We start from the raw sequence: 24,594 nt of genomic DNA, 5'->3' as shown, positions 1-24,594 counted from the left end.
ACGTCAGCTGGCGATCATGCGGCGCAGCACGTACTGGAGGATGCCGCCGTGGCGGTAGTAGTCCGCCTCGCCCGGGGTGTCGATCCGGACCACCGCGTCGAACTCCACGCCGGTGTCGGTGCTGACCCGCACCGTACGCGGGGTGTCGCCGTCGTTGAGCGCGGTCACGCCGGTGATGGAGAAGGTCTCCGCGCCGGTGAGGCCGAGCGACTCGGCGGTGGTGTCCACCGGGAACTGCAACGGCAGCACACCCATCCCGATCAGGTTGGACCGGTGGATGCGCTCGTAGGACTCGGCGATGACCGCCCGGACGCCGAGCAGCATGGTGCCCTTGGCCGCCCAGTCCCGCGACGAGCCGGAGCCGTACTCCTTGCCGGCCAGGATGACCAGCGGCACGCCGGCGTCCTGGTAGGCGGTGGAGGCGTCGTAGATGGTGGTCTGCTCGCCGGTGAGGTGGTTGACCGTGAAGCCGCCCTCCACACCGGGGACGAGCTGGTTACGCAGCCGGATGTTGGCGAAGGTGCCCCGGATCATCACCTCGTGGTTGCCCCGGCGGGAGCCGTACGAGTTGAACTCGTGGCGCGGCACGCCGTGCTCGGCGAGGTACCGGCCGGCGGGGGAGTCGGCCTTGATCGCGCCGGCCGGGGAGATGTGGTCGGTGGTGACCGAGTCGCCGAGCTTGGCCAGCACCCGGGCGTCGGTGATGTCGACGACCGGGCTCGGCTCCTGCTGCATCCCCTCGAAGTACGGGGGCTTGCGCACGTAGGTGGAGTCGTCGGCCCAGGCGAAGGTGTCGCCGGTCGGGGTGGGCAGCGACTGCCAGCGCTCGTCACCGGCGAACACGTCGGCGTACGCGGCGCTGAACCCGGTCGCGCCGATCGCCTGGGCGATGACGTCCTGGATCTCGGCGGTGTTGGGCCAGATGTCGCGCAGGAACACCGGGTTGCCCTCGGTGTCCTCGCCGAGCGGCTCGTTGGCCAGGTCGATGTCCATCGTGCCGGCCAGCGCGTACGCCACCACCAGCGGCGGGGAGGCCAGGTAGTTCATCTTGACGTCCGGGTTGATCCGGCCCTCGAAGTTCCGGTTGCCGGACAGCACCGACACGACGGCCAGGTCACCGTCGTTGACAGCGGCGGAGACCTCCTCGGGCAGCGGGCCGGAGTTGCCGATGCAGGTGGTGCAGCCGTAGCCGACCAGGTTGAAGCCGAGCTTGTCGAGGTAGGGCGTCAGACCGGCCCGCTCGTAGTAGTCCATGACGACCTTGGAGCCGGGCGCCAGGGTGGTCTTGACCCACGGCTTGCGGGACAGGCCCTTGTCGACGGCGTTGCGGGCCAGCAGGGCGGCGCCGATCATCACCTGCGGGTTGGAGGTGTTGGTGCAGGAGGTGATCGCGGCGATCACCACCGCGCCGTGGTCCAGCTCGTACTCCACCCCGTCGCTGCCGGTGACCCGGACCGGGTTGCTGGCCCGGCCACCGGCGCCGACGGCGGCGGTCTCCAGGTCGCGTGGCTCGTCGGCCGGGTCGCTGAAGTCGTTGGCCGGCGGGTCGCTGGCCGGGAACGACTCGGCGCTGGCCTCGTCGGCCGGGCCGTTCGCGCCCCGGGGGAGCTGCTCGCGGGCCACGCCGGGCTTGAGGTCACGCTCACCGGCGGAGTCGTCGGCGACGTAGTCGGTCAGCGCCGAGCGGAACAGCGTCTTGGCGGCCCCGAGTGGCACCCGGTCCTGCGGGCGCTTCGGCCCCGCCAGGGACGGCTCGATGGTGCCCAGGTCCAGCTCCAGGCGCTCGGAGTACGCCGGCTCACGCTCCGGGTCGTGCCAGAGGCCCTGCTCCTTGGCGTACGCCTCGACCAGCGCCACCTGGGCCGCGTCGCGGCCGGTCAGCTCCAGGTAGCGGACGGTCTCGGCGTCGATCGGGAAGATCGCGACGGTGGAGCCGTACTCGGGGGACATGTTGCCGATGGTGGCCCGGTTGGCCAGCGGCACGGCGCTGACGCCGGGGCCGTAGAACTCGACGAACTTGCCGACCACACCGTGCTTGCGCAGCATCTCGGTGATGGTGAGTACCAGGTCGGTGGCGGTGGTGCCGGCCGGCATCTCGCCTGCGAGCTTGAAGCCGACGACCCGGGGGATCAGCATGCTGACCGGCTGGCCGAGCATCGCGGCCTCGGCCTCGATGCCGCCGACGCCCCAGCCGAGAACGCCCAGGCCGTTGACCATGGTGGTGTGCGAGTCGGTGCCGACGACGGTGTCCGGGTACGCCTGCATGACTCCCGACGCCTCTGCGCGCGCCATGATCGTCCGGGCGAGGTACTCGATGTTGACCTGGTGCACGATGCCGGTGCCGGGCGGGACGACCTTGAACTCGTTGAACGCGGTCTGGCCCCAGCGCAGGAACTGGTAGCGCTCCTTGTTGCGCTCGTACTCCAGCTCGACGTTGCGGGCGAAGGCGTCCTCGCGGCCGAACAGGTCGGCGATGACCGAGTGGTCGATGACCAGCTCGGCCGGGGCCAACGGGTTGACCTTGGTGGCGTCGCCGCCGAGGTCGCGGACCGCCTCGCGCATGGTGGCCAGGTCGACCACGCAGGGTACGCCGGTGAAGTCCTGCATCAGCACCCGCGCCGGGGTGAACTGGATCTCCACGCTCGGGTCGGCGGTGGGGTCCCAGGAGCCGAGCTGGGAGATGTGGTCGGCGGTGATGTTCGCGCCGTCCTCGGTCCGCAGCAGGTTCTCCAGCAGGATCTTCAAGCTGTAGGGCAGTCTGTCGTGCCCCGGCACCTGGCTGATCCTGAAAATCTCGTAGCTCGCGTCTCCGACGCGTAGCTGGGTCTTCGCACCGAAGGTGTCGAGGCTCGCCACGTCGTACTCCTTCATACCAGCGACCGTGAGTAGTCCTGAGCAGTCTGTCGCACCGGGTGGAACGCCGCCCAGGTTAGGTGACACTTACTGCCGATTCGTCGTCTTCCAACAAAACCGTACGTCCGTCTTGCTATCGACGCAACCTCGTGCCAGGGTTCGGGACGAGGAGGTGCCACCATGATCCATCATGTGCTGCTCGCCTGCCCGCCCGGTGCCGAGGGCTCCTCCCGGGCCTTCTACGTGGGCATCCTCGGCCTGACCGAGAAACCCAAACCCCCGGCCCTCGCCGCCCGTGGCGGCTGCTGGTTCACCGGGTACGACGCCGAACTGCACCTCGGCGTCGAGGCCGACTTCCGACCCGCCCGCAAGGCGCACCCCGCCCTGCTGCGCCCCGACCTCGACGCCCTCGCCGACCGGCTGGCCCGCGCCGGCCACCCGGTCACCTGGGGTGACGACGACGAGTTGCCCGGGATGCGCCGCTTCCACACCGCCGACCCGCACGGCAACCGGCTGGAGTTCGTCGCCCCGCTGCCCGACCGGACGGCACGGCCGGCCCCCGATCGCTGACCGCCGCCGTGTCGGACCCGGCCGCTACGGTGTGCCGATGGCATCGGTCCGGCAGTTCCAGGTCACCGTCGACTGCGCGGAGCCCGAACGGGTCGCCCGCTTCTGGTGCGAGGTGCTCGGTTACGTCGTGCCGCCACCGCCGCCGGGGTTCGCCGACTGGGGCGCGTTCGACAGTGCGCTGCCGCCCGAGCGGCAGGGCTCCGCGTTCGCCTGCGTCGACCCCTCGGGTGTGGGGCCGCGCCTGTTCTTCCAGCGGGTGCCCGAGGGCAAGGTGGTCAAGAACCGGCTGCACCTCGACGTACGGGTCGGCACCGGGCTGGTCGGCGAGCAGCGGGTGGCCGCGCTGGAGGCGGAGTGCGCCCGGCTGGTCGCCCTCGGCGCGACCCGGGTACGCCTGCTGACCGCCGACGGTTTCCACGAGTCGTGCCTGGTGATGCAGGACGTCGAGGGCAACGAGTTCTGCCTCGACTGAACGCCTGGCAGCGCGCCGCACTATCGTTTCCGCGTGCACATCCGTTTCGACGTCCCCGCCGACCCCGCCTACCCGGGCCGGGTGGCCGCCGCGCTCAGCAGCGTCCGGCTGCGCCGGTTCAGCCTCATCGGCGTGGCGCTGGCGGCGGCCGGGGCGGTCGGTCTGCTCGTCTCCCGGGGCGGCCGGCTCTCGTCGCTGTGGCTGGTGCTGCTCGTGGGCGGGCTGCTGTCGATGCTCTACGCGCCCTGGGTGCGCTGGCGGGCCCGACGCCGCTCCGACGACTACGCGGTCGAGGGTGGCTACGACATCACCGACGACAACATCATGATGCGCAGCGGCTCGGAGTCCGGCGGTATCGCCTGGGACGGGGTGGCCCGGGTGCGGGAGGCCGGCGACTTCTGGATCGTGTACGTCGGCCGGATGCCGGCGACGGTGATCCCCCGCTGGCTGATGTCCCCCGGGGACGCCGCGACGTTGCACGCCTTCATGACCGACCGGGGCCTGCTCGCACCCCGCTGACCGCACGGCGTTGCCGGGGGCCGGCCCGGCCGGCGCGGGTAGGGTTCGAGGTCGGGTCGGAAGGGGTGCCGCGGTGGTCGACGTTCAGCACTGGCTCTCCGCGCTTCCCCCGGGGGTGGTCTACCTGATCGTCGCCGGGGTGATCGGCGTCGAGAGCATGGGTGTCCCGTTGCCGGGTGAGATCGTGCTGGTCAGCTCCGCCCTGCTGGCCGCCACCGGGGTGGTCGAGCCGCACTGGGTCGCCACCGCGGCGGCGTTCGGCGCGATCGTCGGCGACTCCGTCGGCTACGCGGTCGGTCGCCGGGGCGGTCGTCCGTTGTTGGCCAGGCTGGGCCGGCGCTTCCCGAAACACCTGGGGCCCGCACAGCTCGCCCGCGCCGAGCAGAGCTTCGCCCGGCATGGCGTCTGGGCGGTGTTCTTCGGCCGGTTCGTCGCCCTGCTGCGCATCCTGGCCGGGCCGTTGGCCGGCGCGCTGCACGTGCCCTACCGGCGGTTCCTGGTGGCGAACGCGGCCGGCGGGCTGGTCTGGGCCTTCGGCACGACCTATCTGCTCTACACCCTGGGCCGGGCGGCCGAGCACTGGCTCAAGGACCTCTCCTGGGCCGGCCTGGTCCTGGCCGTGCTCGGCGGGGTGGCCAGCACCTGGTGGCTGCGCCGCCGCGCCCGCCGGCTGGAGTCGACGACCACCGACGAGGCCGAGCCGGTGGCGGCCGGCACCGACCGCTGAACCACACCCGGGTACCGACGACGAACGGGCCGCCCCCGGGGTGGGGACGGCCCGATCGGTGTCCGGGTCAGGACGAGTAGCCGCGGGTGGCGATCCAGTCGGCGAGGTTGTCCACGCTCATCCGGTAGGACGCGGTGTTCGGGTTGGCCGAGTCGGCGATGGTCACGGTCTTCCCACCGTCGCGGTAGCCGATGACGCTGATGTAGTGGCCACCCTCGAAGGAGTGGGCGTTGCCGTCGGTGTCCACGGCGGTGCCGGCGATGTTGGCCACCACGGCCCGGCCGTCGTCGACGGCACGCACGATGTCGGCGCGCAGCTCGTCGGTCTGCTTGTCGTCGGCCTTGGCGCTGCGGATCTCGGTGCTCTCGTACGCCTTGCGGCCGGTCTCCTTGTTCAGGACGGGGGTGATGTCGTTGATGCTGTCGGTGCCGGCCTCGGTGGTGCGCATCTCCTTGGCCATGGCGTCGACGTCGATCTTCTTGCCCTGGACGGACAGGGCGTTACGGGTCGCGGCCGGGCCGCAGTAGTAGAAGTTCGGCTGCGCCTGGTAGTCGACCTTCAGCTCACGCTCGCCTGCGGGCCGGCGCTCGGCCTGCACGGAGGCGGCTGCGCCGGTCCGGGCCTCGGCGGCGTAGGCGGCGGTCAGCGGGCCGGCGATGACGCCGGTGGTGAAGGCGAGGCCGGCAGCGGTCAGGGCGGTCTTGCGGATCAGATCGGTACGCATGGTGGCGTGCTCCTCTGCGTCGGGGGTGTGGCGGACGCCCACAGGGGGGTGGGGCGTCGCCGGAAGGTCAGGGGGATCGCCCGGCGATCGGGGGGACCTGCTCGGGCGTCCAGGGGAGGTGTAACCGACCCGGTGGCGACCGCATTCCACGATCGGGGTTCCGGGGCCGTCCCCCGTGGGCGGGGGAGTGGCGGTGGTATGCCGGGTACAACGCCCCGCCCCCGGCGGCGATTCCGCCGTGCAGGTGGCCCCGGCCACGGGACGATCGGGCACGAACGGACCCGTCAGGTGGGGGTAACCCCCGCGACGAACCGGACATCCGGCCCGTGACCGGACCCGGTGCGATCGGGGGTCGATCCCTCAGTCGGCGCGGATCAGGTCGACAACCGGATGCCGGGAGCGGTCAGGCCGGGTCGTCGCCGGACTTCGCGGCCTCGGCGTGCCGCTCCCGCAGCCGGTCCCGGATCTCCTCCGGGGTGTACGCGCGCCGCCGCCGCTCGGCGCGGGCGACGACCACCCCGGTCGCGGCGACACCCGCGAGACCGGCCAGCCCGAGCACCTTCCACCACTGCATCCGTTGCCGCATCGGCCTAGGGTAGACGCCCATGAGCATCAGCCTGGACGAGGCCGTCGACCTGACCCGTACCGGTGACGTCTGGGTGTTCCGGGGGCGCAGCGTGCCGGACCGGGCCATCCAGTTCACCACCAACAGTCCCGTCAACCACGTCGGCATGGCGGTGGTGCTGGACGACATGCCCCCGCTGATGTGGCACGCCGAGCTGGGCCGGTCGCTGCGGGACATGTGGACCGGCACCCACCAGCGGGGCGTACAGCTGCACGACCTGCGCGACGCGGTCTGCGTCTGGGCCAACCGGTACGGCCAGCGGGCCTGGCTGCGTCAGCTCGAACCGTCGGCCGATCCGATGATGGAGCAGGCGGTGCTGCGGACGGTGGCCCGGCTCGACGGCACCCCGTTCCCGTCCACCGCCCAGTTGGCCTGGCGGTGGGCTCGGGGCCGGGTGCCGCAGCTACGCCTGCCGCTGCCGTTGCCGGGGCGACGGGACCGGGGCGACGGGCGGGCCGACCTGCCGACCGGTGACCGTGCGCTGGAGACCGCGTACTGCGCCGAGGTGGTGGCGGTGACCTACGAGGCGATGGGGCTGCTGTCGCCCGGCCGGCGGCCCAACTGGTACGACCCGGGCCGGTTCTGGAGCGGCGACGACCTGGACCTGGCGGGCGACGCGCGGCTCGGCGCGGAGATCGAGGTACGTGTCCCGCCCCGGTGAGGTTTGCCGACGGCCGGCGACGGCAATTGGTGACGCCGTGAGAGCTTCCACCGACCTCGACACGTTGAGCGACTTCTTCGACCGGTACGGGGTGGCGCTCACCACCGGCGACGTGCCCACCATCGCCGGCTGCTACGCCCTGCCGGGCCTGGTGGTCGCCGACACCTACAGCTTCTCGTTCAGCACGATGGCGGCGGTGGCGCTCTCCTTCGTCGGTGCCGCGCCCGACTACCAGGAACGGGAACTGGTCGCGGCGCACGCGCTGATCGAGGAGGTGGAGCCGGTGTCCGCCCTGCTGACCATGGTCGCGGTGCGCTGGGAGTTCCTGGACAGCCAGGGTCGGGCGGTGCCCGGGGAACGCTACCGCTACCTGCTGCGCGGCACCGAGGACGGCCCGGCGATCTGCACCGTCGTCCGGGCCGGCTGACCGTCGGGTCGGGCCCGGTCACGCCCCCGCTGACCATCCCTACCGGACGGTCGCTAATCTCTGCGTACAGGGTCGACCGAGGAGGGCCATGCCGGGCACGCGTGGGACGCGATGGGCGTCCCGACTGCCCCAGGTGGTCGCCGCGACGCCCTGGCTGCTCGCCTCGATCGGGGTGGTCGTGCTGCTCCTGCTGCTGGTCAAGGCGTCGGTGGCGGTGTTGGGTCACGATCGTTACGCGGAGCACGGTGCCGGGTCACGCAGCGAGGCCGTGATGGTGCCGGGGGTGCCGGTGGCGACCGAGCCGGGGTCGGCGACGCCGTCGCCGTCGCCCACCAGCATCCGGCGGGCCACCGGCGGCGGGACCGGCGCGACCCCGTCGGCGACCGGTCGGACGCCTGTCGCGTCCCGGTCGGCCAGCCCGTCCGCGTCCGTGTCGCCGTCGACCGTGGCCCTCTCGCCGACGCCAGCCACCCTGCTCAACGACGACGCCTCGGGCATCACCTACCGGGGGCGGTGGGCGGTCTCGCGGAACCGGCCGTTCGGCGACCACCGCGACGACGTGCACTACACCGTCCACGACGGGGACTCGTTCAGCTTCACCTTCACCGGCACCGGCCTGGACTACATCACGTCGCGCGACCCCGAGTACGGGGACGCCGACGTGTGGGTCGTCGACTCCGGTGGGCGACCGGTGAAGCAGCAGCGGGTGAGCGCGCGGGCGCACCGTTACCAGCCGCAGCAGACCGTTTTCAGCGTGCAGGGGCTGCCGGTCGGGCGGTACACCATCTGGGCGGTCAAGCGCGGCGGGGTCTACTTCCAGGTGGACGCGCTGCGGGTGCGCGGCTGACGGGGACGAACGAACTGTCCGGTTAGGACAAAGTCCGGACGTTGGGTACTTTCCGACAATCGCCTGAATCGTTACTCTTCTCGGACGGGGCCGACCAGGGAGGGTCATGTCCGGCATGCGTCGCGCGCAACCGCGGGCACACGGAGCGGGTGCGCTGGCGTCGTCGCCATGGGTCGTGGTCGCCACCGGCGTGCTGGTGATGGTGGTGCTCCTGATCGTCGCGTTGGCGTCGTACCGCAGTCGGGGGCCGGCGTTCGAGGCCCGGCCGGCCGATCCGCTGCCGACCTACTCGCTGCCCGGATCGGGGGCGACCAACCCGGCCCGGGTGGCGGCGAACCTCCCCGAACCTGTCGTCCCCGGGCTGACGCCCCGCCGCACCGATCCGCCTCCGGTCGAGGTGCCCGTGGTGGTCGTACCGGACGAGCCGTCGGCCGGGGACGACGTGCCCGCCCCGCCGGCCGGTGGGGTCGTGCCGCCGCCCGGCGACCCGGTCGGTGAGCAGCCCCGGCCCACCACGCCCGCGCCGCCGCCGGCCGCGCCGTCGTCGTCGGTGACCGGCCGGTTCAGCGTGCGGGACAGTTGGAACAACGAGGCGTTCATCGGTGAGGTGCTGCTCTACAACCGCGACCGGGTGTCCCGGCCCTGGACTGTCCGGTTGGTCCCGCCGCCGGGCAGCCGACTGGTCACCTCGTGGGTCGAGGGCGCCCCGCAGGGCAACCCCCGGATGTCCGGCGGGGTGTTCACGTACACCAGCGGGGTGAACGTCGGGCCCGGTGCCGCGGTGCCGTTGCGGTTCCACTTCGAGAACACCGGCGGCAGCATCAGGCCGTCGCGGTGCACGGTCGACGGGGTGCCCTGCTCCGGTCTCTGACCCGCCGTCCGGACCCCCTGCCGGTCCCGCGTTCTGCAAGGTTGCTGCCGTATTGCAGCCCTGTTTGCAAGGTATTGCAGAATGTTTCGGCAAGGGCTAGCGTGCGGGCGAATCAGCGACCATAGGAAGGCCGTCGATGAAACCCCCGCTGCCGCGCAAGGCGCTGCTCGCTCTGGTCTCCACCCTCACCCTCGCTCTCGTCGGCGTCCCGGTCGCCGTCCGTCAACTCGGTGCCGACGTCACGGACGGGCCGTCCACCGTCGACGCCCTCGCCGCGGCCGGCGCCGCCCAGTGGGGCGCCGAACCCTCCACCGAGGCGCTGCTCGCCGCCGGCACCGGCCGGGGACGCGCCGAACAGTTCTACTTCGTCCTGCCGGACCGGTTCGCCAACGGCGACCGCCGCAACGACACCGGCGGCCTGACCGGGGACCGGCTGCGCACCGGCCTCGACCCCACCGACAAGGGCTTCTACCACGGCGGCGACCTCAAGGGCATCATCGACAAGCTCGACTACATCCAGGGGCTCGGCACCACCGCCATCTGGCTGGCCCCGGTGTTCAAGAACCGGCCCGTGCAGGGCAGCGGCGCGGACGTCTCCGCCGGCTACCACGGCTACTGGATCACCGACTTCACCCAGGTCGACCCGCACTTCGGCACCAACGAGGAGATGAAGCGGCTGGTGAAGCTGGCCCACCAGCGGGGGATCAAGGTCTACCTCGACGTCATCGTCAACCACACCGCCGACGTCATCACCTACGCCGAGGACAGGTACGCGTACATCGACAAGAAGACCGCGCCGTACACCGACGCGCAGGGGCGGGAGTTCGAGGACCGCAACTACGCCGACGGCACCCGGGACTTCCCCACGGTGAACCGGGACTCCGGCGCGTACACGCCGACCTTCGCCACCCCCGCCGACGCGGGCGTCAAGGTGCCGGCCTGGCTGAACGACCCGACGATGTACCACAACCGGGGCGACTCCACCTTCTCCGGCGAGAACAGCGAGTACGGCGACTTCTACGGCCTCGACGACCTGTGGACCGAGCGGCCCGAGGTGGTCCGGGGCCTGACCAAGGCGTACGGCGACTGGATCGCCAGCACCGACGTCGACGGGTTCCGGCTGGACACCGTCAAGCACGTCAACCTCGACTTCTGGCCGCAGTTCAGCCAGGGCATCAAGCGCGCCGCCGACAAGGCCGGCAAGAAGGACTTCTTCATGTTCGGCGAGGTCTACAGCGCCGACCAGGAGGTCACCTCCACCTACGTGCGGCGCGGCGGGCTGCCGGCCACCCTCGACTTCTCCTTCCAGGAGGCGGCGCGCGGCTACGTCACCGCCGACGGATCGGCGAAGGCGCTCGCCGACGTCTACGCCAAGGACCCGCTGTACGCCGCCCGGGACACCGACGCCGGCCGGCTGACCACCTTCCTCGGCAACCACGACATGGGCCGGATCGGCTCGTTCATCGCCGCCGCCGGTGGGGACGACGCCCACCAACTCGGCCGGGACCGGCTCGCCCACCAGCTGATGTTCCTCACCCGGGGGCAGCCGGTCGTCTACTCCGGCGACGAGCAGGGCTTCACCGGGCCGGGCGGGGACAAGGACGCCCGGCAGGACATGTTCGCCACCCGCACGGCGGACTACCTCGACGACGACCTGATCGGCACCACCCGCACCCACGCCAGCGACCGGTACGACACCACCCACCCGCTGTACCGCACCATCGCCGAGCTGGGCCGGCTGCGGGCCGCCCACCCCGGCCTGCGCGACGGCGTGCAGGTCACCCGGTACGCCGCCGACGGGCCGGGCGTCTTCGCCTTCTCCCGGATCTCCCCGGCCGACCGCACCGAGTACCTCGTCGCGGTGAACAACGCCGGCACCCCGCAGACTGTCACCGTGCAGACCTGGTCACCCGGCACCACCTTCACCGGCATCTACGGCGGCACGGCCACCCCGGCCGCCGGCACCGACGGAAAGCTGAGCCTGACCGTGCCCGCCGGGTCAGCCGTGGTGCTCAAGGCCGGCCGGCCCGTGCCCCAGGCCACGGCGAAGCCGGCCGTCACCCTCACCGAGCCGGGCACCGACCCGGTCGCCACCCGGGCCGCCGTCACCGCGCAGGTGACAGGTGACCCGCTGGCCACCGTCACCGTCGCCGCTCGGATCGCGGGTGGCAGGTGGACGCTGCTGGGCAGCGCGCACACCGCGCCGTACACCGTGCACCACGACCTGACCGGGCTCGCCGCGGGCACCCGGGTGGAGTACAAGGCGGTGGTCCGCGACGGAAAGGGACGCACCGCCGCCACCCGGTCGACCGGGGTGGTCGGCACCCCGGCGCAGGGCGCGTCCCGGGACTGGGTGGTGGTGCACTACCAGCGCCCCGCCGGCGACTATGCCGACTGGGGGCTCTACGCCTGGGGTGACCTCGACCCGGCGTACGTCACGCAGTGGCCCGCCGGGCAGCCGTTCGCCGGGGAGGACTCGTACGGCCGGTTCGCCTGGGTGAAGCTCAAGCCCGGCGCGACGTCCGTCGGGTTCCTCGTGGTCGACAAGGCGGGCACCAAGGACGTCGCCGACGACCGCACCATCGACGTGACCACCACCGGCGAGGTCTGGGTCAAGCAGGGCGACCCGGCGCTGTATCCCACCCGGCAGGCCGCCACCGGCGAACCCGACCCGCCCGTCGACCCGGGCACCGCGGTCATCCACTGGCGCAAGGCCGACAACGACTACGCCGGCTGGGGCCTGCACCTGTGGGACGGGGCGGCCACCCCGACCGACTGGTCGAGCCCGCTCCTGCCCGAGAAGATCGACTCGTTCGGCGCGCTGTTCCGGGTGCCGCTGGCGGCCGGGGCGACCGGGTTGAACTACATCATCCACCGGGGTGACACCAAGGACCAGCCCGACGACCAGCGACTCGACCTGACCGGGGTCGGCCACGAGGTCTGGCTGTTGGGCGGGGTGCCCGGCCGGCTGCTGCCCGCCACCAGCACCGGGACGGCGAAGGACCTGGACATCACGAAACAGCAGGCGCAGTGGATCGACCGGTCCACGGTCACCTGGGCCGTCGGCCCGACCGACGGCAGGGCGTACGCCCTGGTGGCCGCCCCGAAGGGTGGGCTGGGCGTGGTCGACGGCGAGCTGTCCGGGACGTACACCTCGCTGCCGTTGCGGGCGCAGCGCAACGGGCTCACCGAGGCCCAGCGGACGGCCTTCCCGCACCTGTGGGCCCACCAGGCGTTCCGGCTCGACCGGGCCGACCTGGCGAAGGTGCCGGCGGCGTTGCGCGGGCAACTCGTGGTGACCGAGCGGGACGCCCGGGGCGTGCTGCTGCGCGCGACCGGGATGCAGATCCCCGGCGTGCTCGACGACGTCTACCGCGCCGCCACCGACGCCACGCTCGGGGTCAGCTTCGCCGGTGAGGTGCCCACCCTCGCGGTCTGGGCGCCCACCGCCCGCACCGTCACCCTCGAACTGTCCGACACGCCGTCGGCTTCGCCGCGCACGGTGGCGATGCGCCGCGACGACCGCACCGGCGTCTGGTCGGCACGCGGCAGCCGCGACTGGACCGGCAGGTACTACCGCTACCGGGTCGAAGCCTGGCAGCCGGCCGCCCAGAAGATCGTCACCGCGTCGGTCACCGACCCCTACTCGGTGGCGCTCGCGGCGGACTCCACGCACAGCCAGATCGTCGACCTGACCGATCCGGCGCTCGCCCCGCCCGGCTGGTCGGGGCTGCGCAAGCCGGCCGCGCCGCCCGCGTCGAAGGCGCAGATCTCCGAACTGTCGGTGCGGGACTTCTCCATCGCCGACGACACCGTCCCGGCCGACCGGCGGGGCACCTACCTGGCCTTCACCGACCCGGACACGGCCGGGATGAGACACCTGAAGGCGCTCGGCGACGCCGGGGTCAACTACCTGCACCTGCTGCCGGTGTTCGACTTCGCCACCATCCCCGAGAAGCGGGCCGACCAGCGGCAGCCCGACTGCGACCTGGCGGCGCTGCCCCCGGACTCCGACCGGCAGCAGGCATGCGTCGCGGCGGTCGCCGACACCGACGGCTACAACTGGGGGTACGACCCGCTGCACTACACCGTCCCCGAGGGCGGCTACGCCGTCGACCCGGACGGGGCGCGGCGGACCGCCGAGTTCCGCCGGATGGTCGCCGGGATCAACGGCGCCGGCCTGCGGGTGGTGCTGGACGTGGTCTACAACCACACCTCCGCCGCCGGCACCGACGGAAAGTCGGTGCTCGACCAGGTGGTGCCCGGCTACTACCACCGGCTGCTCGACGACGGCACCGTCGCCAACTCGACCTGCTGCGCCAACACCGCCCCCGAGCACGCCATGATGGGCAAGCTGGTGGTCGACTCGCTGGTGGTCTGGGCCAAGCAGTACAGGGTGGACGGCTTCCGGTTCGACCTGATGGGCCACCACCCGAAGGCGAACATCCTGGCCGTCCGGGCCGCGCTGGACCGGCTGACCCCGGCCCGCGACGGCGTCGACGGGAAGAAGATCCTGCTCTACGGCGAGGGCTGGAACTTCGGCGAGGTCGCCGACGACGCCAGGTTCGTGCAGGCCACCCAGGCCAACATGGCCGGCACCGGGATCGGCACCTTCAACGACCGGCTCCGCGACGCGGTACGCGGCGGTGGCCCGTTCGACGCCAACCCGCGCGTGCAGGGCTTCGCCTCCGGCCTGTACACCGATCCCAACGGCGACGACGCCAACGGCACCGCCGCCGAGCAGAAGGCCCGGCTGCTGCACCAGCAGGACCTGATCAAGGTGGGGTTGACCGGGAACCTGCGCGGCTACCGGTTCACCGACTCGGCCGGCCGGCAGGTCACCGGGGCGCAGGTGGACTACAACGGCTCCCCGGCCGGCTACACCGCCGCCCCCGGCGAGGCGGTCAGCTACGTCGACGCGCACGACAACGAGATCCTGTACGACGCGCTGGCGTACAAGCTGCCGACCGGTACCTCGGCGACCGACCGGGCCCGGATGCAGGTGCTGGCCCTGGCCACCACCGCCCTCGGGCAGGGCACCGGGTTCGTGGCGGCCGGCTCGGAGCGGCTGCGCTCGAAGTCGCTGGACCGCAACTCCTACAACTCCGGTGACTGGTTCAACCAGATCCGCTGGGACTGCGCCCGGGGCAACGGGTTCGGTGCCGGGCTGCCCCCGGCCGCCGACAACCAGGACAAGTGGCCGTACGCCAAACCGCTGCTGGCCGACCCGGCCCTGGTGCCGGGCTGCGCCGCGATCGACCTGACCGACGCCCGGTACGCGGAACTGCTGGAGATCCGGCGGTCCTCGCCGGTGTTCGGGCTGACCACCGCCGCGCAGGTGCAGCAGCGGGTCGCGTTTCCGCTGTCCGGGGCGAAGGAGACCCCGGGGGTGCTCACCATGACCCTCGACGCCCGGGGGCTCGGTGGCCGGTGGACGTCGGTGACCGTGGTCTTCAACGCCACCCCGTCGGCGGCGAAGCAGACGGTGGCCGGGCTGCGGGGCACGGACACCATCCTGCACCCGGTGCTGGCCGGCTCGGCCGACCCGGTGCTGCGGACCGCCTCGTTCGACCGTACGGCGGGCACCTTCACGGTGCCGGCGCGCAGCGTGGCGGTCTTCGTGCAACGCTGACGCGGACGACGACCGGCCCCCCTCCGCGTGTCGCGGAGGGGGGCCGGTGCGCGTCCTGCCCGGTGTGCCGCCGTCACCGGCCGCACGTCACCCGAGGGTGCTCAGCCGAAGCAGTTCGGGATGGTGTCGCCCGGGATGGCCAGGCAGTTGGTCGGACGGTTCGCGACGATCGCGGACCTGTCGTCCACGTTCACCACGCCCTCGAAGGTGAAGACACCGCCGGGGGCGAGGGTGGCGAAGTTGTTGGCGACCTTCGTCCGGCTGAGGTTGACCTCGCCGAAGATGTTGAAGATGCCGCCGCCGACGCCGATCGGACCGAGGGCCCGGTTGGCGACGACCTCGGACTCGCGCACCGTGGTGACGCTGTCCGCGTTGAACAGCCCACCGCCGAAGAAGCCGGCGGTGTTCTCCCTGAGGTGGCTCTTCTCGATGGTGACCGCGCTGTCGAACGCGACGGCCACGCCGCCGCCGACGCCCGCGGTGCTGTTCTTGGCAATCGTCGATTGGTCCACGTTGACCTGGGCGTCCGCCACCGCGAGACCGCCACCGGCGAGCACCGCGGTGTTCGACAGCAGTTCGGTGTAGCGCACGGTGGTGTTGCCGCCGATGTCAAGCACGCCACCGCCGAAGCCGAGCGTCTCGTTTTCGGTGATCTTGGACTTCTCGATCAGGACGGTGCCGCCGTCGACGTCCTCGGTGAAGATCTCCGCGGCGCCGTTGGAGACACCGCCACCACCGACGATGGCGGTGTTGTCGGTGATCGTCGACTCGTCGACCTGGAGCAGGCCGGCGTTGAAGATGCCCCCGCCGAAGAAGAAGGCGGTGTTGTGGGCGACCTCGGTGTGCCGCAGCGACGTGGTGCCGAAGTTGGCCAGCCCGCCGCCGTTGCCGCCGGACTGGTTCAGCACGACCGAGGTGTCGAACAGGTTGGCGGTGCCACCCGGCTGCACCAGGATGCCGGCGCCGTCGTTGACGCCCGGCTCCTCGACCAGCGTGGTGGCCTTGCCCGGCTTGGCCTTCGCGTTGGGCGCGGCCTTCACCGTGGCCTTACGGGCGGCCTTCGGCGCGGCCTTCAGGCCGGCCTTCGGGTTCGCCTTGCGGGCGGCGAGCGCCTGGGCCAGCGGGGTGCCGGCCTTGACCTGCGCGGCGATCGCCTGGGAGTCCGAGTAGGCCCCCCACACCGCTGCCGGGGAGACCGGCTGCAACGCCTCGATGGTCTGCCCACCCTTGATGGTCAGGCCCTTGAGGCTCAGGTGACCGCCGGGACCCACGTTGAGGATCCGGAAGTAGTCGGCGGTGGCGTCCCGGGTGATCGTGGTGTGCTCACCCCGCAGGGTGATGTCCTGGGTGATCACCGGCAGGCCGTTGCCGTCCTGGTTGCGGGTCAGGTTGTAGGTGCAGCCCTTGGCCAGGTCCAGCACACCGCCGTCGCGGCTGTTGGCGAAGACGATGGCCTGGATGAGCCGGTCGGTGTCGCAGGGCACCTCCTTCCCACGCTCGCGGTCCTTGCCGTCGCGGTCGTCCTTGCCGCCACGGTCCGGGCCCTCGTCGCCGCGGCCCTGGCCGCCGTCCTTGGTGACCTGCTGAGTGGTGTTCCACTTCAGTCCGCTCACCCCGACCGCCCCGGCGCTGCCGGCGACGCCCACCGCGGCGAGACTGACCACACCTGTCAACCCGGCGACGCCACTGGCGAGCCAGAGCTTGCGACGGCTCCTGCTCCCCGTCGCCCGCGCGGAGGCTTCGTTGTTCGTTAGGTAGTTGGACATCGGAGCTCTCTGCCCTCTCCTCGTACCAGACAGGGTCGCCGCGCCTGAGCGGACGTCCCCTGCTACAAATCGGTTGTAGCTCCCGAAACCCACGGTATGAGAAGGTTCCTCGCTATGAGGTCAAACCCGAGGAAAGCCCGCCTTATTTACACGTTCCGGCGGTCCGTGACCCCGGGGACGAGCAGGCCCTAGGTGGTGTGATCCGCGCGGGAGCGCCCGTGTGGTCGGGCAGGGAACGACGACGGCCCCGCCGCCGGAGGCGTCCGCCGGTGGCGGGACGCGTCCGACGGCGGGGCCGTCGCGGTGGGTGCGGGGGGTCAGCCGGGCAGGCGGGGACCCGCCTCACGCTGCTCGGCCAGCCAGGTCTCCACCTCGTCCGAGCGGCGGGGCAGACCCGCCGACAGGTTCACCGAGCCGGTCGCGGTGACCAGGATGTCGTCCTCGATCCGGACACCGATGCCACGCAGCTCCTCGGGGACCAGCTCGTCCTCCGGCTGGAAGTACAGGCCCGGCTCGACGGTGAGCACGTACCCCTCACCGAGCCGGCCGTCGCGGTACTTCTCCTTGCGGGCGTTGGCGCAGTCGTGCACGTCGATGCCGAGCATGTGGCTGGTGCCGTGCAGGGTCCACCGCCGGTAGACCGTGGAGGCCGGGTCCATCGCCTCGTCGACGCTCACCGGGAGCAGGCCGAGATCCTTCAGCGCCTCGGCGAGCACCCGCATCGAGGTCAGGTGCACGTCACGGAAGCCGACACCCGGGCGGATCGCGTCGATGCCGGCCTGCTGCGCGGCGTACACCGCGTCGTAGACCTGACGTTGCAGCGGGGTGAACCGGCCGTCGACCGGCAGCACCCGGGTCACGTCGGCGGTGTAGAGGTTGCGGTTCTCCACGCCCATGTCCATCAGCAGCAGCTCACCCGGGCGGGTCGCGCCGTGGTTGTGCACCCAGTGCAGGATCGTCGCGTGCTCGCCCGCGCCGACGATCGAGCCGTAGCCGACGTCGTTGCCGTCGTGCCGGGCCCGCAGCGCGAAGATCCCCTCCAACAGCCGCTCCGAGACGCCCCGGTCGGCCGGCAGCGCCCGGGCCACGTCCTCGAAACCGCGGACGGTGGCGTCGACCGCCTCCTGGAGCTGGGCGACCTCCCACTCGTCCTTGACCAGCTTCAGCTCGGCGATCGCGATCGCCAGCTCCCGGTCCCGGCCCGGCTGCCCCTCCTCACGGGGGCCGTCCCACGGGCGCACCGCCGCGTCGACCCGCTGGTCGAAGCCACGCAGCACCCGGGTCCGCCCCGGCGCCATCCGGGCCAGCGCCCCGTCCAGCGCGGACAGGTCCTCGGTGGCCAGGCCCAGCTCGGTGGACTTCTCGGCCAGGGTGTGCCGGCGGCCCACCCACAGCTCGCCGTGCCGGCTGCGGAAGAACTCGTCGGTCTCCCGCGAGGACCGGGGACGCATGTACAGCGTCGCGTCGTGCCCCGAGCCGTTGGGCCGCAGCACCAGGACGCTGTCCGGTTCGTGGTCGCCGGTCAGGTAGGCGAAGTCGCTGCCCGGCCGGAACGGGTGGTCGGTGTCGTTGGCGCGTACCTTCTCGGTGCCGGTGGGGATGACCAGCGTCTCGCCCGGGAAGGCCGCGGACAGGTCGGCCCGCCGCTTGGCGTGGTGCGGGACCTCCGGCCGGGGACCGACCGGCAGACCGGTGTCCCGCCAACCCTGCCGCATGAACGACAGGAACGCCTCCGGATAGTCCGGATCGTGCGATTCGGTGCCGTCCGCCGGCTTGCCGTCCGTCCGTTCCTCGGCCATGTCGGCTCCCTTCGCCTCGTCGCTGGTCCAGACGGTACTCCGGCTCCGCCCCGGCGGGGTGCCTGCGGTCCCGCACCCGACGCCCGCCCGGCCCGACCCTGTCCGGGACGGCCGCGGGGGCGGGCCGGAGGCGGCGGATCGTGCCGTGGGGAGGGGGACAGAGCCTGCGGTGCCGCGCGGGCGGATTGCGCCGCGTGGAAAGATGTCGGCCATGTGCGGACTCCTGGCCTTCTTCAGCGCGAACGGCAACGCCGCCGCCCACCGCGACAACATCGCGGGGGCGTTGGAATGCCTGCACCACCGCGGACCGGACGAGACAGGGGTCGAGGTGGTCGGTGACGCCACCGGCCACTACGCCGACGGGGTGTTCGCCCACAAGCGGCTGGCGATCATCGACGTGGCGTCCAGCCACGAGCCGCTGCCCTACGCCAACGGTCGCTACCTGCTGACCTTCAACGGCGAGATCTACAACTACATCGAGCTGCGCGAGGAGCTGATCCGCACCTTCGGCGCCCAGTTCGCCACCGCCGGGGACGGCGAGGTGATCGTCGCCGGCTACCACTACTGGGGCGAGCAGGTGCTCACCCGGCTGCGCGGCATGTTCGCCTTCGTCATCTGGGACCGGCAGGAGCGCCGGGCGTTCGGCGCGCGGGACTACTTCGGCATCAAGCCGCTGCACTACCTGGAGACCGCCGACGGGCTCTACCTCGCCTCCGAGAAGAAGGCGCTGCTGCCCTTCGCGCACTCCTACTACCAGGGCGACGCCGGCATCGACACCGCCAACCTGAGCCACTACCTGACCCTCCAGTACGTCCCCGAGCCCGGCACCCTGCACCAGGGCATCAGCCGGATCGGCTCCGGGGAGTACCTGACCTGGTCGCCGGGGGGGCGGCTGGACGTGCGGCGCTGGTACCGGCCGGTGTTCCGGCCCGCCCCGGTCGCCGACGAGCAGCGGCTCTACCACGAGATCCGGGAGACGCTGCGGGAGAGCGTCCGGATGCACATGCGCTCCGACGTGCCCGTCGGCTCGTTCCTGTCCAGCGGCATCGACTCCACCGCCGTGGTGGCCCTGGCCCGCGAGTTCAACCCCAACATCCTCACCTTCACCGTCGGCTACGACGTGCCCGGCTACTCCGAGATCGACGTGGCCCAGGACTCGGCCCGGCACCTCGACGTGACCACGATGGCCACCAAGATCGGGCCGCAGGACATGATCGAGGCGCTGCCGAAGATCGTCTGGCACCTGGACGACCCGGTGGCCGACCCGGCGCTGGTCCCGCTCTACTTCGTGGCCAAGAAGGCCGCCGAGCACGTCACGGTGGTGCTCTCCGGCGAGGGGGCCGACGAGTTCTTCGGCGGCTACACCATCTACCGCGAGCCGCTCTCCCTCGGCACCGTCAACGGCCTGCCCGGCGGGGTGCAGAAGGGCCTGCGGGCGGTTTCCAAGGCGATCCCGCAGGGCGTCAAGGGCAAGAGCTTCCTGGAGCGCGGCACCACCCCGATCGAGCAGCGCTACTACGGCAACGCCCGGATGTTCACCGAGGAGGAGAAGCGGCACCTGCTGCGCCGCTACGACCCGTCGGTGCGCTACACCGACGTCACCGCCCCGATCTACGCCGAGTGCACCGAACTCGACGACGTCACCAAGATGCAGTACGTCGACCTCTACACCTGGCTGCGCGGCGACATCCTGGTCAAGGCGGACCGGATCTCGATGTCGCACTCGCTGGAGGTCCGGGTGCCGTTCCTGGACCGGATGGTCTTCGACGTGGCGTCTACCATCCCGGTCGACCTGAAGCTGCCGCCCCGCTCCGACGCCACCAAGTACGCCATGCGCCAGGCGTTGCAGGGCGTCGTGCCGCCGGCCATCGTCAACCGCAGGAAGCTGGGCTTTCCCACCCCGACCCGGGTCTGGCTGCGCGGCGAGATGTACGAGTGGGCCCGGCACGTGCTGGCCACCTCCGGTGCCGGCGACCTGATCGACCTGTCGTACGCGATGCGGCTGCTGGAGGAGCACAAGCGCGAGGAGGCGGACAACTCCCGCAAGGTGTGGACGGTGCTGATCTTCTGCATCTGGCACGCCATCTTCGTGGCCAAGACCCTCGACCCGGGCATCCAGCGCAACCAGTCGGCGCTGCTCACCAAGCCGGTGGTCGGCAGCATGGTCCGCTGACCCCGGCCCGGTCCCCGTCGGTACGTCGCGGCGGACACCGGGCCCCGGACGGACCGGAGGCCCCCACCCGACGGGTGGGGGCCTCCGGTGTGCGTTCAGCGTCGGGTCACCGGCCGGAGCAGGAGACCGTAGGCAGTCCGTTGGTGCCGGTGCTGCTGGCCGTGAAGCCGAACGTGGTCGTCTTCTCCGGCGCGATCGAGCCGTTGTACGCGGCGTTGGTGACGGTCACCGTCGACCCGCTGGTGCTCAGCGAGCCGTTCCAGACCTGCGAGATCACCTGCCCGTTGGGCCAGGTCCAGCTCGCCGTCCAGCCCCCGTAGGTGCGGGTGCTGTGGTTCATGATGGTGACCTCACCCTGGAACCCACCGGACCAGGCGCTGACCACCTTGTAGACCGCCATGCAGTCACTGCTGCCCGGCGGGGTGGTGGTCGGCGGCGTGGTGGTGGGCGGCGTGGTGGTCGGCGGGGTCGTGGTCGGCGGGGTGGTGGTGGGCGGCGTGGTGGTCGGCGGGGGCGTGGTCGGGTTGTTGCCGCTGCCGACCCCGGTCACCTGACCGTTGCCACCGTCGAAGGTGACGTCCGAGCAGCCGAAGAAGTTCTCCTGGCTGTCCGAGCGCACCCAGCGGGAGTAGATGATGTGCCGGCCGGACTTGCCCGACGGCAGGTTCCCGCTGAAGTAGTAGTGCCCCTCGTTGGTGCCCGACGCGCCCTGCTGGGGCGGGTTGGTCACCGTGAGGAAGGGCTCCTCCAGGTCGCTCCAGGCCAGCGGCCGGGTCGGGCTCCAGCTGTCCTTCGTCACATAGAAGTAGAAGGTGCCCGGGTGGTGGGCCCAGTTGCTGTACTTGAAGTCCAGCCGCGCGCCGGACGTCAGGTGGGTCAGCGGCCAGTCGGTACGGGCCAGGTCGTACCCGGCGAAACCGGTGTTGCCGCCGCTGCACAGCTTGCCGTCGGGGATGTACCCGACGGTGCGGCCACCGGCGTCCGAGCGGAGCACGCTGAACCAGTTGTAGAGGGAGTTGGTGCCGCTCTGGGCGACCGCGGCGGAGCAGGCCGGGTTGTTCGGCCTGATCTCGCCGGTGGTGGTCAGACCGTCCTGCCAGCACAGGTACGTCCGGCTGCCGGGAACGATCGGCGTGCCGTGTGCGGCGGCCGGTTCGGCCTGCACCGTCAGGGCCACGGCCCCGAAGGCGAGGGTGGCGACCGCGGTGAACAACGCGGCCGTACGGGAACGGAGCACGAGCTTCTCCTGATCTGCGGGGTGGCGCGAGCGCGCCCGCCCGCACGAGGGGTGGGGGATGCGTCGATCGCGGCTCCGGCCGGTGGCCCCGCAGGGCCGACAGGCGCGTGCCGCCGACGGTCCGTGCCCACGGACCGGTGCCTCTCGCGTCGAGCCCCAGCTGATCACCGGACGGGTGCGGCAGCCCTCCGCGCCGGCCCGGCACCCCCATACCATCACGTCCGGACGAACCCTGCAATAGCCGCTGCTCGATGGAAGTGGTCGGGGTGCCCGGCCGGCCCCGATCGGCGTGGGCCGTTGTGCCAGCCTGGTAGCCGGACGACGAGGTGCCGGGAGGCGACATGGGATACGCGGTGGTGCTCGGCGAGGCGCTGATCGACCTGCTGGACGCCGAGTGCGGGGGCGGGCCGGTGTTCCGGCAGGCGGTCGGCGGCGGCCCGCTCAACGTCGCCGTCGGGGTGGCCCGGCTCGGCGGCGACGCCGAGTTCGTCGGCTCCCTCGGCGACGACGTGCTCGCCGGCCGCATCCGCGACTTCCTGGCCGACGCCGGGGTCGGGCTGACCGGCGCGGTCACCGTGCCCGCACCCACCACGCTGGCGGTCACCACCCACACCGGGGCGGAGCCGGACTTCCGGTTCTACGGTGAACCGCCGTCGTACGGCCTGCTCGCCGCCGACGACCTGGACGTGGCGCTGGTCGAGGGCGCGGACGTGCTCTACTGCGGTTCGATCGTGCTGCTGTGCCCACCGACGCTCGCCGCCGCCCGGCGGGCCTGGTCGCTCGCGCCCGGGCTGCGGGTCTTCGACCCCAACGTCCGGCCGCGACTGCTGGCCGGTCCGGCGGAACTGGCAGGCCTGCGGGAGGTGGTGGTGGAGTTCGCCGCCGGAGCGCACCTGGTGAAGCTCAGCGGGGCCGACGCCGCGCTGCTCTGGCCCGACGAGCCGGTCGAGGGGGTCGCGGCGTACCTGCGGGAGGTGGGCGCGGGCACGGTGGTGGTGACCCTCGGCGCGGACGGCGCACTGGTCGCCGCCGGCCCCGACCCGGCCCGGGTGCCCGCCCCGACGGTGCGCCCGGTGGACGCCACCGGCGCGGGCGACTCGGTGATGGCCGCGCTCGTCGCCGAACTGCTTGCCGACGGCGAGCCGAGCACGCCTGCCGACTGGCACCGGCGGGTCGCGTTCGCGCTGCGGGTCGCCGGCCTGGTCTGCGAGTCGCCCGGCGGCGCGGTCGCCATGCCCACCCGGGACGCGGTACGCCGCCGCTTCGCCGACTGAGCGCACCCGGTCGACGGGGCCGCCCGGGGCGACGGGTCGTGCGCGGCGCGGTGCCGGCCCGTCCGCGACGGCCGGCGGCCTCAGGGCGTGCCGTCGAGTTCCCGGTAGCCCCGGCGGGCGGCGACGAGACCGGGACGGGCACCGAACGGGGAGTCGGCGGCCACCCGCTCCGGCGGGGCCCCGCCGGTGTGCGCGGCCCGGATCAGCCAGGCCAGCTCCACCAGCCGGGCGTGCTGGGCCCGGACGAACCCCACGTCCACCGGCGTGCCGTGACCCGGCACGACCACCGTGTCGGGCGTGGTCATCCGCAGCAGGTCGGCAACCGCGTCCGGCCACTGCAACGGGTACGACTCCTCGAAGGCCGGCGGCCCGGACTGCTCCACCAGGTCCCCGGCGACCAGCACGTCGGCGTCCGGCACGTGCACCACCAGATCCGCGTCGGTGTGCCCGTGCCCCGGGTGCCGCAGCACCACCCGCCGGCCCCCGACGTCAAGCACCGTCTCGGTGTGCACGGTGTGTGTCGGGGCCAGCAGGGTCGTGCCGGCCAGTTCGGCGGCCAGCTCCGGCTGTGCCGCCCGCATCTCCTCGTACGCCGCCCGACGCAGCCCGTCGGGCCGGTCACGCAGGGCGGCGGCGGCCACCTCGTGGGCGTACACCGGGCGGGGCGGGTCGGCGGCGAGCGTCGCGTTGCCGAAGCAGTGGTCGAAGTGGTGGTGGGTGTTGACCAGCGTCCACGGGTACGGGGTGACCGCCCGCGCGGCGTCCGCCAGCGCGGCGGCCTGCCCGGCGGTGGACAGCGTGTCCACCAGCAGCGCCGCGCCGTCACCGACCACCAGCGTGACGTTGACGTCGAGCAGCGGCTCGCGCAGCACGTGGACCCCGTCGGCGACCGCCGTGAACCGGAACGTCACGACGCCCGCACCGCCCGGGCGACGAAGCGTTGCCTGTCGACCAGCGCCCGTTCCACCCGGCCGGATGCCACGGTGGTGTCGCCGTCGGTCACCGTCACCTCGAACAGCAGCCGCCGGCCGTCGACCCCGACCAGCCGCGCGTCGGCCACCACGGTCCGCCCGACGGGGGTGGCGGCCAGGTGCGCCAGCTCGACCCGGACCCCGACCGTGGTGCTCCCGGCGGGCATCCCGGGCGCCGTCGCGGCCACCGTGGCCGCCTCGGCGAGGGCGAGCACCCGGGGGGTGGCCAGCACCGGCACGTCACCGGAGCCGACGGCCGCCGCGGTGTCGGCGTCGGTGACGGTCAGCTCGACCCGGGCGGTCAGCCCCGGCGGGAACGGGTCGTCCGGTTGTTCCTGCATGCGCTCAGCCTAATGGGGGGTCACCCGGGCCGACCGGACGACGGGCCGGCCGGGACACCCGCCCGTCGGCGTACCGGTGGTCGGCGGTGGTCGATGCGTCGCCCA

Annotated in this window: 19 protein-coding genes; 11 read left to right on the top strand and 8 right to left on the bottom strand. The window is 72.3% G+C overall.

Annotation, left to right across the window (positions count from 1 at the left end):
- Positions 1-3: 3 nt before the first annotated feature.
- On the bottom strand, positions 4-2,871 hold the full coding sequence (locus Q2K16_RS10205; protein WP_302744972.1) for an aconitate hydratase: 2,868 nt from the start codon (positions 2,869-2,871) through the stop codon (positions 4-6).
- 162 nt (positions 2,872-3,033) lie between these two features.
- Here Q2K16_RS10205 and Q2K16_RS10200 point away from each other — a divergent pair, with 162 nt between their 5' ends.
- The 4 genes from Q2K16_RS10200 to Q2K16_RS10185 all read left to right on the top strand — a co-directional run bounded on the left by Q2K16_RS10200 (position 3,034) and on the right by Q2K16_RS10185 (position 5,141).
- Positions 3,034-3,423: a VOC family protein gene (locus tag Q2K16_RS10200; RefSeq protein ID WP_302744971.1), complete on the top strand. Its 390-nt coding sequence runs from the start codon at positions 3,034-3,036 to the stop codon at positions 3,421-3,423.
- A 37-nt stretch (positions 3,424-3,460) separates the two neighbouring features.
- Positions 3,461-3,895, top strand: coding sequence for a VOC family protein (locus tag Q2K16_RS10195; RefSeq protein WP_302744970.1), 435 nt, complete (start codon positions 3,461-3,463; stop codon positions 3,893-3,895).
- A gap of 33 nt (positions 3,896-3,928) precedes the next feature.
- Positions 3,929-4,414 carry a YcxB family protein gene (locus Q2K16_RS10190; protein ID WP_302744968.1) on the top strand — a complete coding sequence of 162 codons (486 nt, stop codon included), beginning with the start codon at positions 3,929-3,931 and terminating at the stop codon, positions 4,412-4,414.
- A gap of 73 nt (positions 4,415-4,487) precedes the next feature.
- On the top strand, positions 4,488-5,141 hold the full coding sequence (locus tag Q2K16_RS10185) for a DedA family protein (RefSeq protein ID WP_302744967.1): 654 nt from the start codon (positions 4,488-4,490) through the stop codon (positions 5,139-5,141).
- Between the two features lie 67 nt (positions 5,142-5,208).
- On the opposite strand, the gene Q2K16_RS10180 is transcribed toward Q2K16_RS10185, so the two are convergent.
- Positions 5,209-5,865 carry a C39 family peptidase gene (locus Q2K16_RS10180; RefSeq protein ID WP_302744965.1) on the bottom strand — a complete coding sequence of 219 codons (657 nt, stop codon included), beginning with the start codon at positions 5,863-5,865 and terminating at the stop codon, positions 5,209-5,211.
- Between the two features lie 403 nt (positions 5,866-6,268).
- The gene (locus Q2K16_RS10175) at positions 6,269-6,451 is read right to left on the bottom strand and encodes a hypothetical protein (RefSeq protein WP_302746711.1); all 183 of its coding nucleotides are present in this window, start codon (positions 6,449-6,451) and stop codon (positions 6,269-6,271) included.
- 19 nt (positions 6,452-6,470) lie between these two features.
- On the opposite strand from Q2K16_RS10175, the gene Q2K16_RS10170 reads away from it, so the two are divergent.
- From Q2K16_RS10170 to pulA, 5 genes are all read left to right on the top strand, one after another.
- Positions 6,471-7,151, top strand: a complete 681-nt coding sequence (locus Q2K16_RS10170) for a hypothetical protein (protein WP_302744963.1) — start codon at positions 6,471-6,473, stop codon at positions 7,149-7,151.
- A gap of 37 nt (positions 7,152-7,188) precedes the next feature.
- Positions 7,189-7,578 carry a DUF6841 family protein gene (locus Q2K16_RS10165; protein WP_302744962.1) on the top strand — a complete coding sequence of 130 codons (390 nt, stop codon included), beginning with the start codon at positions 7,189-7,191 and terminating at the stop codon, positions 7,576-7,578.
- Between the two features lie 88 nt (positions 7,579-7,666).
- Positions 7,667-8,425, top strand: a complete 759-nt coding sequence (locus Q2K16_RS10160) for a hypothetical protein (protein ID WP_302744961.1) — start codon at positions 7,667-7,669, stop codon at positions 8,423-8,425.
- Between the two features lie 106 nt (positions 8,426-8,531).
- Positions 8,532-9,296 carry a cellulose-binding protein gene (locus Q2K16_RS10155; RefSeq protein WP_302744960.1) on the top strand — a complete coding sequence of 255 codons (765 nt, stop codon included), beginning with the start codon at positions 8,532-8,534 and terminating at the stop codon, positions 9,294-9,296.
- 136 nt (positions 9,297-9,432) lie between these two features.
- Entirely contained in the window at positions 9,433-14,928 is a 5,496-nt protein-coding gene (pulA, locus tag Q2K16_RS10150) for a pullulanase-type alpha-1,6-glucosidase (protein ID WP_302744959.1), read from the top strand.
- 101 nt (positions 14,929-15,029) lie between these two features.
- Here pulA and Q2K16_RS10145 read toward each other — a convergent pair whose 3' ends face one another.
- On the bottom strand, positions 15,030-16,694 hold the full coding sequence (locus Q2K16_RS10145) for a right-handed parallel beta-helix repeat-containing protein (protein WP_302744957.1): 1,665 nt from the start codon (positions 16,692-16,694) through the stop codon (positions 15,030-15,032).
- Between the two features lie 317 nt (positions 16,695-17,011).
- Entirely contained in the window at positions 17,012-18,493 is a 1,482-nt protein-coding gene (locus Q2K16_RS10140; RefSeq protein WP_302744955.1) for an aminopeptidase P family protein, read from the bottom strand.
- A gap of 211 nt (positions 18,494-18,704) precedes the next feature.
- On the opposite strand from Q2K16_RS10140, the gene asnB reads away from it, so the two are divergent.
- Positions 18,705-20,666 (top strand): asparagine synthase (glutamine-hydrolyzing), encoded by a 1,962-nt coding sequence (asnB, locus tag Q2K16_RS10135; RefSeq protein ID WP_302744954.1) that lies wholly within the window; start codon positions 18,705-18,707, stop codon positions 20,664-20,666.
- Between the two features lie 106 nt (positions 20,667-20,772).
- On the opposite strand, the gene Q2K16_RS10130 is transcribed toward asnB, so the two are convergent.
- Positions 20,773-21,903 carry a lytic polysaccharide monooxygenase auxiliary activity family 9 protein gene (locus Q2K16_RS10130; protein ID WP_302744953.1) on the bottom strand — a complete coding sequence of 377 codons (1,131 nt, stop codon included), beginning with the start codon at positions 21,901-21,903 and terminating at the stop codon, positions 20,773-20,775.
- A 341-nt stretch (positions 21,904-22,244) separates the two neighbouring features.
- Here Q2K16_RS10130 and Q2K16_RS10125 point away from each other — a divergent pair, with 341 nt between their 5' ends.
- The gene (locus tag Q2K16_RS10125) at positions 22,245-23,177 is read left to right on the top strand and encodes a carbohydrate kinase family protein (RefSeq protein WP_302744951.1); all 933 of its coding nucleotides are present in this window, start codon (positions 22,245-22,247) and stop codon (positions 23,175-23,177) included.
- Between the two features lie 80 nt (positions 23,178-23,257).
- Here Q2K16_RS10125 and Q2K16_RS10120 read toward each other — a convergent pair whose 3' ends face one another.
- Both Q2K16_RS10120 and Q2K16_RS10115 read right to left on the bottom strand, forming a co-directional pair.
- A complete protein-coding gene (locus Q2K16_RS10120) occupies positions 23,258-24,088 on the bottom strand; it encodes an MBL fold metallo-hydrolase (RefSeq protein WP_302744950.1) in 831 nt (276 codons plus the stop codon).
- The gene (locus Q2K16_RS10115) at positions 24,085-24,489 is read right to left on the bottom strand and encodes a thioesterase family protein (protein WP_302744949.1); all 405 of its coding nucleotides are present in this window, start codon (positions 24,487-24,489) and stop codon (positions 24,085-24,087) included. Before Q2K16_RS10115 ends, Q2K16_RS10120 begins: the two co-directional genes overlap by 4 nt.
- Positions 24,490-24,594 lie beyond the last annotated feature (105 nt).

Origin of the sequence: Micromonospora cynarisoli (assembly GCF_030518815.1) — a bacterium.
GTDB classification, from domain to species: domain Bacteria; phylum Actinomycetota; class Actinomycetes; order Mycobacteriales; family Micromonosporaceae; genus Micromonospora; species Micromonospora wenchangensis.
This window is presented reverse-complemented; position numbering and strand designations above follow the sequence as displayed.